Here is a 14,168-nt window from a genome sequence, read left to right on the forward strand (position 1 = left end):
AAATATACTTATAATTAAATGTATTAGAGATAACTATGTATGAACTAGGACTTCTAGTTGCAAGTTGTGCGCTGTTAGGCTGCATTGTTGGTTTTTTAGCAGGGTTACTAGGCATAGGCGGTGGTTTAATCATTGTGCCAGTGCTAAGTAGTTTGCTACTTAGTTTTGACGTTGCCGCTGCCGATCATGTGTTAGTTATCGCCATTGCAACATCTTTAGCCTCTATTTTATTTACTTCTACCTCTTCAGCGTTGGCTCATCATAAAAATGATAATGTGCCTTGGAAAATTGCTCCTTGGGTTATGTCGGGCGTGGCCATTGGTGCATTGGTAAGTGGCTTTGCTGCCAGCTTTATCCCTGAGAAAATGTTAAGAACGGTGTTTGCCGTCAGTGTAGTTTTTATTGCAATGAGAATGGTACTTTCTGCTCGTAATAAAGTGAGCGCAGAACACCCTTTGCCCGCAGGCCCCGTGCTAGCTAGTGTTAGTTCGGTAATGGGGGCTTTGTCTGGATTAATTGGCATTGGTGGCGGTGCATTACTTGTGCCTATGTTGCATTATTTTTCGGTTGATATTAAAAAGGCAATTGGTTGCGCTGCTGCATGTGGTATTGTAATTGCCTTTTTTGGGTCTATCGGTTACATCAGCGCTGGGTGGCATGTAACGGACTTAGCGCATGGTTTTATGGGGTTTGTATATTTACCTGCTTTATTTGGGATTGTTGTTACCTCATGGTTTATAGCGCCTATTGGGGCTAAGGCAACACATTACTTACCTGTGAATACAATTAAGAAAGTTTTCGCGATGTTACTGGTTTTCATCGCTATTAAAATGGTTTTTAGCTAAAGGTTTATTTTTATGGCACTGGAGTTTCCTCAAATTGATCCAATAATATTTTCTGTTGGACCACTTAGCGTTCGTTGGTATGGGTTAATGTACTTAATTGGTTTTGCGTTTGCGATGTGGTTTGCTAATCGTCAAGCTAAAAAACCAGGGTCGGGTTGGACTAAAGACGAAGTCAGTGATTTACTCTTTTACGGCATGCTGGGCGTTATATTAGGTGGTCGTGTTGGATATGTTCTGTTTTATCAATTTAGTTATTTTATCGAAAACCCCTTATATTTATTTAGAATCGATCAGGGTGGTATGTCGTTTCATGGCGGCACACTTGGGGTGATCACTGCGATTGCTATTTTTGCTTACAAGCGTAAAAAGTCCTTATTGCAAGTCGGTGACTTTGTAGCGCCTTTAGTGCCAGTTGGTTTACTTGCCGGGCGTATAGGTAACTTTATTAACGGCGAATTATGGGGCCGCACTACCGATGTCCCATGGGCAATGGTATTTCCAACTGGAGGCCCGCTTGCACGCCACCCATCACAACTTTACGAAGCTTTTTTTGAAGGGCTGGTATTGTTTGTCATATTATTGTGGTTTATTAAACGTCCTCGTCCTGCGGGAAGTGTGTCAGGTTTGTTTTTACTGGGTTACGGCGTATTTAGGTTTGGTATTGAGTATTTTCGCCAACCCGATGCGCAATTGGGGTTATTTGCCGACTTCATTTCAATGGGGCAAATTCTATCGTTACCTATGATCATTGGCGGGTTAGGCTTACTTATTTGGGCCTATAAACAACCACAATCGCAAACAGCGGCAAAAGTTTAAAAGAAGAAGTTAGATGAAACAATATTTAGAATTATGTCAGCGCATTGTTGACCAAGGACAGTGGGTTGAAAATAAACGCACCGGTACACGTTGTTTAACGGTTATAAACGCTGATTTAGAATACGATGTGGCGAATAATCAGTTCCCTATGATCACCACTCGAAAGAGCTATTACAAAGCGGCTATTGCTGAATTGTTAGGTTATTTAAGAGGCTATGACAGTGCTGAGCAGTTTCGTAGTATGGGCTGTAAAACCTGGGATGCTAACGCCAATGAAAATCGTGCCTGGCTCAATAATCCTAACCGTAAAGGTGAGGATGATATGGGGCGCGTTTATGGCGTTCAAGGACGTGGCTGGCAACGCCCTGATGGTTCAACATTGGATCAACTGGCAAAGGTCATTAATAATTTAAAAAATGGCATAGATGATCGCGGCGAAATTATTACATTTTACAACCCTGGTGAATTTGAACTTGGTTGCTTGCGCCCATGTATGCACACACATACCTTTTCATTATTGGGCGATACCCTGTATTTAACCTCATATCAACGCAGTTGTGATGTTCCACTAGGACTTAATTTTAATCAAATTCAATGTTTTGTATTACTTGCATTAGTTGCCCAAATTACCGGCCATAAAGCGGGTAAGGCATATCATAAAATTACCAATGCTCATATTTATGAAAACCAGCTCGATTTAATGCGAGATGTGCAGTTAAAGCGTGAGCCATTTGCTTCTCCCCAATTAAAAATCAACCCAGAGATTAAATCACTCGAAGATATAGAAACATGGGTAACACGTGATGACTTTGAGGTGGTTGGCTATCAATGCCATGAAGCGATTCAGTACCCATTTTCAGTTTAAAAAATAAGGAGAGCATAATGAAAGCAGTGATCCCTGTAGCGGGCCTTGGAACACGTATGTTACCGGCCACTAAAGCAATTCCAAAAGAAATGCTGCCAGTTGTAGACCGTCCACTAATTCAATACGTTGTGAGCGAAGCCGTTGCCGCTGGCATTAAAGAGATAGTGTTAGTAACCCATTCGAGTAAAAACTCAATTGAAAACCATTTCGATACTAGCTTTGAATTAGAGGCTACGTTAGAGAAACGTGTAAAGCGGCAATTACTTGCCGAAATACAGTCTATTTGCCCTAACGACGTGACGATTATTCATGTGCGTCAAGGTGAGGCAAAAGGGTTAGGTCATGCTATTAACTGTGCTGCCCCTATTATAGGGGATGAACCTTTTGTGGTTATTTTACCTGACGTTATTATCGATGAAGTGGAAAGTGATTTAACAAAAGATAATTTAGCAGAAATGATCACTCGTTTTGAGCAAAGTAAACATAGTCAAATTATGGTTGAACCAGTTCCTAAAGATGACGTAGATAAATTTGGTGTTGTTGATTTAGGTGATGTTGAGTTAAACCAAGGTGAAAGCTCACCCATTAAGAGTATGGTAGAAAAGCCACCCGTTGACGAGGCACCTTCAAACCTTGCTGTGGTTGGTCGTTACGTGTTGAGTAAAAATATTTGGCCATTATTAGCTAAAACACCACAAGGTGCTGGTGATGAGATTCAGCTAACAGATGCAATTGCGATGCTTATGCAAAACGAAAAAGTAGACGCTTATGCTATCAAAGGCCGAAGCCATGATTGTGGTAGTAAAATTGGTTATTTGAAGGCGACGATTGAATTTGCCTTACGCCGCGATGAATTTGCTGATGAGCTTAAGACCTTTATTAAAACGTTAATCTAATCAGTTCTTTATTTATTTAAAGCGCCTATATGGCGCTTTTTTTTTGATTGTAAAGTCGCTTTTTCAGGACTTTAATTATAACTATTTTTGCAGTTATACAGACAGATCTGGGTTTGTAATGTAAGCTTTATGTTAATTAAAGTTGTTTTGTAGTTAACGTTCTTTATTAGGCCAATTGTAAATTGGCTCAATTTAGCGATCTAAACTGTTGAAAGAGAAACAATCAATGTGTGAATGCAGCATAAAGTATCACCGATATTTAGTTATAGCGTTACTCATGTTAATTGGGAGTGGCTGTACTATATCGCCAGATAAAACTACGTCAAATGAACAAGTTAAAGATTCTCCTGAATATGTAACCATTACCGCACTTGAGCTTGCACAGCTAAAAGATGCCGCTTTGCAATGGCAACAGGCGCGCTCTGGTATTGAGCGGCTATTAAAATTAGAACGCGAGCTTACATATTTAGTTGATAATTTAGATATTATTAATAGTAAAGCAATAGCGCAATCAAATCAGGCTGTTAGCAATCGCTATGCACGCTCATCAATTAAGGCTAATACATCGCCAAACCTCAGGTATGGTAATAACTACGCAAGCACGTCAGATAAAGTTGAGCGCCCAAAGCAAAGATATAGTAATCGCTACGCAAAACCAACTAATAGGGACGCTCTACAAAATCAGCGATATAGCAGCCGCTATGCTAGTGTGCCTAAAAAAATGATTACAGCCCCTCCAAAAAGTTACAGTAACCGCTCTGTTCGTTCGTCAGTAAAAGCTATTAATCCAAGGATGAATAAAAAGGTCGCTTCTAAAATATCGATGGCAACAAAAGTGGCAATGGTAGATAAAAATAAAAAAGTATTTGCCTTACAGGTAGCGTCGCTTGATTCAGAAGAGAGTGTTGCTAAGCAGTGGAAGCATATTAACAAAAAAGCAGCGCCTTTGTTTAAGGATAAAATCACGACAAACATTGAAAAAGCAAAAGTTAATAACAAAACCTATTATCGATTAAAATTAGGTGAGTATTTTAACTTTAAAAGTGCTGAGGATGATTGTGAGGTATTTAAATTCTATAAAGTTGATTGCTTTGTGAGTAACTACACTGACAAACCAATTAGATTATAAATTATTTATTTGGCGCTTTTATTGCATAATAGCTAGAGCTAGTTTTTTGTAATAGGTGCTTTAAAGTGAAACTTCGTTTAATAATATTACTAATACCCTTTGCATTAGCTGGTTGTAGCAACCAGCTAATGCCCGCCGACTCACAAAGCGACAAGCTTGTGCGTGAAAAAGATATAAAACCTTACTTAGAGCAATGGGATAACAACAAAGAGCAAATAGCGCGTTTAAGCACCATGGAAGAGGACTTATCATTACTGATTCAAGCTCTTTCTGCACAAACAGATATTGATACCGTACCTGAGCCGTTGAAAGAGAAGGTAAAACGTGTTGAATATGGCTCTAAGCAATCTTTACAACTCTCATCAGAAACTGCCTTAGCCGATAACACTATCAGTACAAACAAAGCAATTTACGGTGTGCAAATTGGACGTTATTTAGTTTCTAACGGAGCCAAAAGGCAAGTACAGCGACTAAAAGAGCAATATCCTCAATTGAACAGTATTTTACAATACCGCATTAATGAGCAACAAAAGGAATCAACAACGTTTTATAGTGTTGTAGCAGGCCCGCTGAAAAATCAACAGCAAGCGGCGCAGTTGTGTTTGTTTTTTTACAAAATAGGTAATAAGTGTACCTTAGCGACATTTTCAGAGGATGTTTAAGGTTTTTTTACGCTTATTTTTGCATCCTGTTATTATAAATCAAAATAAAGTAAATATTTTTCTAACTTTTTAGTGATTTTGGCCGATACTTAACATAACCTGACTAACAGGTTTATACTTTATATCTAAGGGAAAACTATGAACAAAATATTTACTAAAGCAGCATTAGCTGCATCAATGGCTGTACTTTCTTTCGGCGCTGCAGCTGAATCAGTTTCGTTTCAAGCAGGTGTTACAGTTCAAAATGCTTTTACCTTGACTAACGATTCTGCACTAGATTTTGGAACAATTCGTGCCTCAGCGGATTTAGCAGCAGCTGAGACGGCTACTCTTGTTTTAGCCGCAAATCCAGCGACCTCACCTACAACGGCTTCTACATCGATTGCAGATGCTGAAATCGCAATTTTAGTACCAGGTGCACCAGCTTCTTTTTCTGTTTCTGGCGTGTCTCCTTTCGGTTCACTGACAATTACAAATCCGACAGAAACTGCAATTTCACCTGATGCAGCACCTGCTGGTACTGCAGCATTTACTTTGGGTACTCCAACGTATTATGTGCTAACTGGCGCGACGCCTAACAGTGCTGCTACAACGACCATTCAGGTAGACGCAAATGGTGAAGCGACATTTAATGTTGGTGCCACATTAACGACAGATGCCACAACTCCTACGAGTGATTACATTGATGGCACTTACAGTGGCTCATTCACATTAGAATTAAACTATTAATGAGCAAAGCCTGCTTTATTATAAAGCAGGCTATTTTATGAAATTAATTTTATTCATACTAGCAGCTTCCTTAACTCCAGGTTTGTGCGCGCAGGTAACACTTCTTGAGCAATTGAGCTTTGGTAAAATTGTTATAAGTGATAATCAAAGCATTAGCTCTATAACTTTGTTGCCTAGTAATACAAATACCTTAACCAATAAGATATATTTACTTGAAAAAGGCCATGCAGCTGAATTGCTGCTTGAAGGATACCCTGCACGTATCCAGGTAAACGTGAGTGACTTTGTAAGCGACCAACCTTTAAATAACATTTTCGGTGGTGCATCACTGATTTTAAATCAACTCATATACAATGCGACCATTACAACCGATACCACAGGGACTGCGTTATTGAGAGTTGGGGGGCAATTGAGCACCTCAGGTGACGGCAATACTTATAAAGATGGCATCTTTGATACTACAATTGAAGTGACGCTAAATTATTAGACAACTAGAGATGTTGATTAAATGACAATAATAAAAACTTTTTTTATCTTAGTAAGCTTTATTTTAATTAGCTTTCATTCTTATGCAAACTTACTTATTTCTCCAACAAGAATCAATTTTGATGAGCGCCAACGTGTTGCTAAAGTCATTGTTGTTAATAACTCTAATGAACCCAAAACTTATAGGTTGGAGTGGCAAGATAAAGTCGCTCTAGCTGGGGGAGGGTATGCTAATTTAGCGGCTGATCAAGAAAGTTCATCTTCACTTAAAAATATGGTTAGGATCAGCCCATCACAAGTTAGATTAGCGCCAGGAGAAAGGCAAATAGTTAAGCTTGCTATTCGAAAGCCGAAAGGTTTAGCAGAGCAGGAATACCGCTCTCATCTAGCCTTTAAAGCACTCCCTAATGAAGCTCAAAGTCAGCAACAGAGACTAGGCATCAAGGTAAACTTACTCTTAAGCTACACTATTCCCGTTATTTTGCGAAAAGGTGCTGAAAAACCCAATGTAAATATCAGTAATTTACAGCTTATACACAGCCCAGAAAAAAAGGCGCTTGAGATTGAAATTAAGCGAGAGGGTGACTTTAGTTCTTTTGGCAAGTTAGAAGTTTTCTTTAAGCAAAAAGGAGCGGATACAGAGAAAAAGATCGCCATGTTAAACGATTTCAGTATTTACCCTGAGCTAAAAACAACAACGGCGACGATACCAATTTTTGCAGATCAAAATATCCCGAAAGATGGTCAAATTCGCTTAATTTATACAGGGCTTAAAGAATATCGCGATACTATTTTTAGTGAAAAGTTTGCGCCAATCAATAATGCAATTATCGGTAATTTGAAATAGGCGATGTATTACTTTAAGCGCTTAAAGTGGTTGTTGATCATTTTTTTATCAATTGATCCATTATTAGCAGCAGAGCCTGACACTCAGGCCATTCTTGCTAGCATAAAAAAAATAGATAAAAAATGGCAGCAATACAACACTGATCAAGCTGTAAATGAAAGAACAGAGCCTGAGCTTAATGTGCAGCAAGGTGAGGGCATCCCCGAAGGGGAGTTATTATTTTTTTCATCGTTCGTGAAAAAAAATTACCTGGGTGAAATGCTCGGGGTGAAAAGTAAAACCGGTGTATTAATAGATTTATTAAGTTTTTCAGAAAGCCTGGATTTTGCTATCGATATAAATAGCGATGACCTTATTGCTCAAGGGTGGTTTATTCGTGAAGATAATCAGTTTTATCTAGACCTAAATACAAACACAGCACAAATTAACGGCGCTAGATATTCATTTAACAGCCAACAAGCTTATGCTGAGAACGGCGATATGTTTGTTGATAGTAACTTGTTAGCGCAGTGGTTTTCGTTAGATATTGATATTGAATATTCAGCACTTGAGCTAAATGTAAGCTCCCCTACCAAATTGCCTATAGAATTAAAACGCGAAAGAGAGCAGCGAGAAACTGTAACTAATAGAGAGTCACGTCAAGCAATATTACCGTGGAAGGCCAGTCCATACAGTGCAATTTCATCTCCTCTTGCTGATGTGCAGCTTAGTGCAACCAAGAGTAATACGGATTCAGCGATAGGGTACTCTGTATTAGGGTCAAATGACTTAGCCTATTTTAATGCTCAGTATTTTTTTGCAGGGCGAAAACAAGATTTACTATCAGATTCAAGATTATCATTTAGCCGTCAAAGTAAAGGTGCACGGCTATTAGGTCCTTTAAATGCGACAACAGTTCAATTTGGGGACGTATTAGCAACTCAAGTCGGTAAACAATTTAATAGTAGTTACGCCAGAGGAGTAAAAGTTGATAACAAACCACTTTTTAAACAGGTTAACAGTAATCAAATTAATTTAACGGGTGCTATTCAACCAGGCTGGGATGTTGAGTTATACCGTAATGATGTACTGCTAGCGCAGCAGTTTAGTTTGGCTGATGGGCGTTATTTATTTGAAGATATTGATTTATTGTTTGGCGCTAATAACTTTGAGCTGATCTTTTATGGCCCACAAGGGCAAGTAGAGCGAAAAACAGAGCAATATTTTATAGATGGTAATAGTTTGTCAGCAGATGAGTCGTTCTATGAGTTGTCAATTACTGAGCAAGGTGAGCAGTTATTTAATCAATCACTTTATTCGACAGAGGGCAAAGGTTGGCAGCTAGCAGGCCGTTATGAAACGGGGTTAACTGATTATTTATCGGTTTATGCTGGTACATCAATATTAAATAGTAATTCGGGTGATAATGTTAACAATTATGCTTTTGGTTCAAACCTAAGTATATTTGATAAAGTATTACTTAATCTAGATTATGAAAAAAATAATAACGATGAAGATAAGCTAGAGGTAGCTGCTAGAGGTGAATTAATTGGTCAATCGGTACGTTTAAGTCTGTCTCAAAACAATGAGAAAATAGTTGGTGATACAGAAACAGCGAAAACTGAAAGTTATCGATTATATACGGCAGGAAAGTTGTTTGATAAATCATTTGGAAGTTTGAGTTATCAAAATACGCTCGCCTATAACAACAGAGAGTTTAGCGACTCATATTTAAGTGTTGATAATACCTTATCTTATAATTTAGGCGGCACCGTTGTTAGTAACAACTTAATTTGGCGAAAATTTGATTCTTTAGATGATGCAACAACACTTGGCAGCATGCGTCTTCAACATCGATTTGGTAAAACATACACTCGTTTTAGTGTTGACTATAGCGCAGACTCTGGTTCAACTATACTGGGTTATCAAGCTGAATTAAGCCGTAGTTTATCTCAGAATTTGCAATCTGAATTCACACTGAGAAACTCCCGTATAAATGATTTAGTTTCTATGGAGTTGGGTCTAAATTGGCAAAGCGATAGTTTTAGCTTAAATAGCACAATGAGTTACGATGATGATGATAACTGGCGGCTAGGTTTATTTAGTCGCTTTAGTATTGGTTTTGATACGAACACTGACGAGTACTTTTTAAGTAAAAGAAGCCTCGCAAACTCTGGTACTTTAATGGTTAGAGTCTTTCTTGATTCAAATAATAACAATATTCAAGATGACGGAGAAAAGGGAATTGAGGGCGTTAAGGTAAAAGGAGTTCAAAACTATCGCCGAGCGGTAACTAACGAAAATGGTTTAGCGATTCTTAAAGGGATGCCGGCAAATAGAACCACCGACATAGTGATTGAGTCTGGTAGTATTAGTGAGCCTTTTTTAGTTGCCGCCAATGATGGCTTTTCTATTACACCGCGTGCCGGCTTTGTTGAATATATGGAAATCCCACTTAATAACAGTAGTGAATTAGAGGGAACTGTTTACAAACAAGATGAGCAAGGCAGTAGTGAAGTACAGCCTTTTGCTACCGTAAAATTACTCGACAAACAAGGCAAGCAAGTGGCGCAAACACAGGCTGCTTATGATGGTTATTATTTGTTTACCGATTTACGCCCTGGCGAATATAAAGCGGTTATAGATGATGAATTTAAGCAACGTAAATCCTTAAAAGATACGCAACAGGTGGTGGTTAAATTACCAGCGCAAGGTGAAGTCGTAATGGGCGTTGACTTTGAGCTTAAAGAAAAAACACAAACGCCAGCGTATATTGCTAATGCGGGTGGGTTTTCATCATTGCCAATTATGAAAGCGTATTATCAATTAATTAAACGTCATTTAAATGAGCAATCAAAGCGTGATGCTTTTTATATTAAAGATGAAAAACAAAAACGGTATATTTTAGCCGTCGCTTATGCCGAGTCTGCGCAAGGGGAACTTGAACAAGTATGTGCAGAATTAAAAGTAAAAGGCTTGAACTGCCAAGTCCAAGCGCAACTTATTAGCCACTAATAACAATAAGGTTTAACCATGCAACATGCTAATTTATATAAACGCTACTCAATACTAATTGCCTGTATTGCTGCTCTTTTTATATCAGGATGCAGCACCACCAAAACTGCAGAATCTCCTCAGCCAATGCAAGCGAGTGCCAATCTTTCTGAGGAAGAGTTGGCGCAGCTAAAAGCATCGTCTCAGCAGTGGCAATCAGCCAAAGCAGGTGTTGAACGTTTATTAGTGATTGAACAAGACTTAAAGCTATTAATAAGCCAATTAAATGCGGTAGCAAAACAAGGTTCTGCATCAACAAATACGCCTGTTGTACCAACAGCTAAAGCTTCGGCTGAGACGGTAGCACCAAAAGTTGCACAAAAAGCTAAAGTAGCAGCGAATACAGCTGATGAAAAACAAGCCGTTAAAGCCTTATTTGCCTTACAAGTTGCAGCCGTTACCGACAAAGAGCGACTTAGCCAAAGTTTAAATCAAATAAAAGCCAGCGCATCTTCGTTATTTCAGGGCGAATTCGTGGCGAATGTAGAAACTATTAACGTGAGTGGCATGACTTACTACCGTTTAAAGCTTGGAGCTTATCAAAATCAAGCGAATGCGGCTGCTGATTGCGATAGACTTAAACAGCGCCAAATCAACTGCATTGTGAGCCATTACACCCAACAGCCATTAAAATAAATATGCATCTAGGGTATTAGGCATAATAATTGCTTTGTAACTATTATGTTTTTAGAGGATGGCAACTATGCGCCTTTTGTTACCCTTACTATTATTAAATTTAGCGGGCTGTAGCTTAATACCCCAGCCAAAGCCAAGTATAAGCACTGATGCGCCTAAAGCGGTCATGGCACCCTATACGCTCAATCAGTACGTAAATAGCTTGAGTGCCCAGCTTAGCCATATCAAAGAGCCTTTTAAAAGCACCGCTTCAATCGCGGTCAGCAGCTTTTATTTAGCCAATGCTTTGGATTCACAAATTGCTCAAGGGCAGGGAGCAGGGCTTAGTCAGCAAGTTCAAGAAAGCTTAATAACCCAATTTACTCAGTTAGGGTACAACACAGTTGAATACCGGCTTGAAAACCAGCTTAACTTATCAGCGAGCGCTGATTCAGTGTTAAGCCGCAGTACGAGTAACTTAAAGCAGCGTCAGATTATTGACTTTGTGATCACCGGCACTTTAACCCGTCAAGAACATGCTTATATTGTTAATGCTCGCATGGTAAATATGCAAACTAATCAGATTGTATCTGCCGCAAGTACTGAAATTCCCATCAATGTGATGTGGAGTAATGAAAAAATACAGCAGCGCGGTGACTATATTTACCGCAGTGAATATTAATTAGGAGCACACATGAAACGCCTACTATTAACTTTATGTTTGCCACTGGGCTTTGGTTGTTCACAAATGACAAACCATAGTGACACGCAAATTACCGACGATGCGCCTATGTTTTTTGAGCAACGCCCTGTAGCTGCACCAACAAATACTGATTCGCTTTATCAAAATAAAGCCGCAGTGATGAATAAAAACAAACAAGTAAATACGCCAACCCGTAAAAATATTAATCACTATGTGCGTGGCATCATGCAAGACATGGCTGAAAACTTACAGTACGTAAATACTAAAACGCCATTGGCAGTATCAAGCTTTGTTTTTTTAGACCGTGACTACAATAATGCTGACTTAGTGGGTAACCAAATCGCAGAGAGCTTTATGCATGAGCTGCATAATTTTGGTGTGCCGGTCATTGATTTTAAAACCACCGATTATATGCGCGTAACGCCTGGCGGCGATTTTGTTTTTAGTCGCGACTACTTAGAGCTTAACCAAGAACAAAACTTTAGTTACGTATTAGCCGGCACGCTAGTAAACCACCAAGGCGGCATATTAGTAAACGCACGTATTGTTGGTTTAGCGAGTAAAGCGGTTGTAGGCTCTGCACAGGGCTTTATTCCACAATCAGTTATTGATGCGCTAAATAGCAGTAACAGTGCTGATGGCATTATGCTTAAACAAGCGAGTAAGTGAGGTTTATAATGGCTAACTTAGCTAAGCGCTCAGCTTTAATTAGCATAAGTGCATTATCACTATTACTTTCAGGCTGTAATTTACTTGGTGAATCTAACATGACTGAACCTGCCAAGTCTGAGCCTGAGCAAAAAGTGGTAAGCAATCTTGATTTTAACCAGATCATGGCGCAAATGCAGCAAAATGAAGAGCAAGAACAATATGCCGATACAACGCAGTTTAACCCAAACAAGCATCATAAAAGTTTAGTTAACTACGTAGAGCAAATGGCACTTGATTTAACCGACACCATGCAAGTAGCCCCGCAAGATGCAGCGATTGCGGTTACGTCGTTCGTTGATTTAGACGCAAGTTTAACTACAGCAAGCCAGTTAGGTAATCAGTTATCAGAAACCTTTATACATCAGCTGCAAAAATTTGGTTATAGCGCGGTTGATTTTAAAACAGCCAATTTAATTACCGTTAATGATCAAGGCGACTTTGCATTCACCCGCAACACTCGCAAGCTTGCAGGTACGAATATAGCCAGCCATGTTTTATCGGGTACATTAATTTACCGTGCAGATGGGGTTGTTATTAACGCTCGCGTAATAAATATTGAGAATAAGCGCCTTGCCGCCAGCAGCCGAACATTTATACCGCTTTACGTACTAAATAAAGAAGATATATATTTATCAAGCAATTAACTTAATTTGATACTTGATATAAAAAACCAGATGCCGTTATAATTTTTGTAAGCTGTAAGCTGTAAGCTGTAAGCTGTAAGCTGTATGTGGCCTCTTAGTTAAATGGATATAACGGCCCCCTCCTAAGGGGCAGTTGCAGGTTCGATTCCTGCAGGGGCTACCAATAAAATCAATGAGTTATGTTCTTTCTTTGTTTCTATATCAACTCTATGTAGTATATTTGTAGCAATGTCAGCTTTGTGCCGTTCGGATAAAAAGTGAATTTGAAAGCTTGTTGGGTGGCGCCTTCGGCTTAACCAACCTACATTTTGGCGTAGGTCGGATAAGTGGCGGAGCCACGCCATCCGACAAAAATGATAAATTTACCAGAGACAACTGCCTTACACTGTAAGTTAAACCACTCTATACCGACTATCGGCTGAGTGCTAATTGCGGACATTAGTAACGCTAAGCTAACGGGTAGTGACCGAAAGGTGCGGGTTTAGTACCTTATATGTGATTACCTATTACGCGCCTAAAAGTGGCAAATGCTTTCGCTGCTGATAGGTTAAAGCTAGCTCTAAGCAGTTCTTGATTTCCGCCTCAGGCAACGAACTCGATAAACTTAATACGATTGCTCTATTACCTTGAAATTCGAGTGTGTCATTGTGCAGCTCTCTAAATGTATCGATTAACTTAGTTTGGCAGTTGAAGAACAAGTAGTATTGGTTTGGCGATTTCAACTTCCAATCAGTTCTAATTGGGCTGCCTGTTTTTACACTATAACTATGCTCACCCCATTTCAGTGACTCTTCGACTTCACCTAGCTCCAAATCGGATGCAAGCTTGAGGATTAAAGTTCGTAACTCCTCAAGTCGTAACCGAACTTTTTCGGGATATTCTTCGAAGCGATTTTTGACTACCTCGTCCATTGAAAGCTCCTATTCATATAACAACTTTATCAGAGGACATTTTCCCTATTCTAGCGCGAAAACGTCCATATCTCATGAGCTTCTATTATTATTTTAGCTTATCTGAGCGTATAAAAAAGAGGAAAGTTTTCTTCTTTCTTACTAAGTAAATGACAACTCACCTCAATGTCCGGTTATCGCTCAAAGAAGCCCTCCATTAAATTCTGCATAATAAAAAAGCGAGCTATCAATTAACCCGCTTTATAAAGTACTTTGTCGAACCCCGAACCCCGAACC

General features: G+C 39.2%; 15 protein-coding genes and 1 tRNA gene. 15 read left to right on the forward strand and 1 reads right to left on the reverse strand.

Features of this window, described 5'->3' with window-relative positions; all coding sequences use genetic code 11:
* The first annotated feature begins 35 nt into the window (after positions 1-35).
* The 15 genes from CWB78_RS13605 (at position 36) to CWB78_RS13675 (ending at position 13,144) form a co-directional block, all read left to right on the forward strand.
* On the forward strand, positions 36-845 hold the full coding sequence (locus CWB78_RS13605) for a sulfite exporter TauE/SafE family protein (protein ID WP_010387814.1): 810 nt from the start codon (positions 36-38) through the stop codon (positions 843-845).
* A gap of 12 nt (positions 846-857) precedes the next feature.
* The gene (gene lgt, locus CWB78_RS13610) at positions 858-1,661 is read left to right on the forward strand and encodes a prolipoprotein diacylglyceryl transferase (protein ID WP_055013228.1); all 804 of its coding nucleotides are present in this window, start codon (positions 858-860) and stop codon (positions 1,659-1,661) included.
* A 13-nt stretch (positions 1,662-1,674) separates the two neighbouring features.
* Positions 1,675-2,526: a thymidylate synthase gene (locus tag CWB78_RS13615; RefSeq protein WP_138596062.1), complete on the forward strand. Its 852-nt coding sequence runs from the start codon at positions 1,675-1,677 to the stop codon at positions 2,524-2,526.
* 17 nt (positions 2,527-2,543) lie between these two features.
* Positions 2,544-3,422 (forward strand): UTP--glucose-1-phosphate uridylyltransferase GalU, encoded by an 879-nt coding sequence (gene galU / locus CWB78_RS13620; protein WP_010387817.1) that lies wholly within the window; start codon positions 2,544-2,546, stop codon positions 3,420-3,422.
* A gap of 277 nt (positions 3,423-3,699) precedes the next feature.
* Positions 3,700-4,551, forward strand: coding sequence for an SPOR domain-containing protein (locus CWB78_RS13625; protein WP_138596064.1), 852 nt, complete (start codon positions 3,700-3,702; stop codon positions 4,549-4,551).
* Between the two features lie 65 nt (positions 4,552-4,616).
* On the forward strand, positions 4,617-5,213 hold the full coding sequence (locus tag CWB78_RS13630) for an SPOR domain-containing protein (RefSeq protein WP_054201749.1): 597 nt from the start codon (positions 4,617-4,619) through the stop codon (positions 5,211-5,213).
* A 138-nt stretch (positions 5,214-5,351) separates the two neighbouring features.
* Positions 5,352-5,942 (forward strand): DUF4402 domain-containing protein, encoded by a 591-nt coding sequence (locus CWB78_RS13635; RefSeq protein WP_010387820.1) that lies wholly within the window; start codon positions 5,352-5,354, stop codon positions 5,940-5,942.
* A gap of 37 nt (positions 5,943-5,979) precedes the next feature.
* Complete coding sequence (locus tag CWB78_RS13640) at positions 5,980-6,429, forward strand: DUF4402 domain-containing protein (RefSeq protein WP_138596066.1); 450 nt, start codon at positions 5,980-5,982, stop codon at positions 6,427-6,429.
* A 21-nt stretch (positions 6,430-6,450) separates the two neighbouring features.
* Positions 6,451-7,275, forward strand: a complete 825-nt coding sequence (locus CWB78_RS13645; protein WP_054201746.1) for a fimbrial biogenesis chaperone — start codon at positions 6,451-6,453, stop codon at positions 7,273-7,275.
* 33 nt (positions 7,276-7,308) lie between these two features.
* Positions 7,309-10,269: an MSCRAMM family adhesin SdrC gene (locus CWB78_RS13650; protein WP_249930463.1), complete on the forward strand. Its 2,961-nt coding sequence runs from the start codon at positions 7,309-7,311 to the stop codon at positions 10,267-10,269.
* Positions 10,270-10,287: 18 nt separating this feature from the next.
* Positions 10,288-10,944: an SPOR domain-containing protein gene (locus CWB78_RS13655; protein WP_138596070.1), complete on the forward strand. Its 657-nt coding sequence runs from the start codon at positions 10,288-10,290 to the stop codon at positions 10,942-10,944.
* A gap of 67 nt (positions 10,945-11,011) precedes the next feature.
* Positions 11,012-11,605: a FlgO family outer membrane protein gene (locus tag CWB78_RS13660; RefSeq protein WP_138596072.1), complete on the forward strand. Its 594-nt coding sequence runs from the start codon at positions 11,012-11,014 to the stop codon at positions 11,603-11,605.
* A gap of 12 nt (positions 11,606-11,617) precedes the next feature.
* On the forward strand, positions 11,618-12,295 hold the full coding sequence (locus CWB78_RS13665) for a FlgO family outer membrane protein (RefSeq protein WP_008466541.1): 678 nt from the start codon (positions 11,618-11,620) through the stop codon (positions 12,293-12,295).
* A gap of 8 nt (positions 12,296-12,303) precedes the next feature.
* Complete coding sequence (locus CWB78_RS13670) at positions 12,304-12,981, forward strand: FlgO family outer membrane protein (RefSeq protein ID WP_138596074.1); 678 nt, start codon at positions 12,304-12,306, stop codon at positions 12,979-12,981.
* 88 nt (positions 12,982-13,069) lie between these two features.
* Positions 13,070-13,144: transfer RNA gene (locus CWB78_RS13675), tRNA-Arg, on the forward strand.
* 343 nt (positions 13,145-13,487) lie between these two features.
* On the opposite strand, the gene CWB78_RS13680 is transcribed toward CWB78_RS13675, so the two are convergent.
* Positions 13,488-13,892 carry a DUF1801 domain-containing protein gene (locus CWB78_RS13680; protein ID WP_138596076.1) on the reverse strand — a complete coding sequence of 135 codons (405 nt, stop codon included), beginning with the start codon at positions 13,890-13,892 and terminating at the stop codon, positions 13,488-13,490.
* Positions 13,893-14,168: the final 276 nt, after the last annotated feature.

Origin of the sequence: Pseudoalteromonas sp. S1612, from assembly GCF_005887175.1 — a bacterium.
In the GTDB taxonomy this organism is placed as follows: Bacteria; Pseudomonadota; Gammaproteobacteria; order Enterobacterales; family Alteromonadaceae; genus Pseudoalteromonas; species Pseudoalteromonas undina.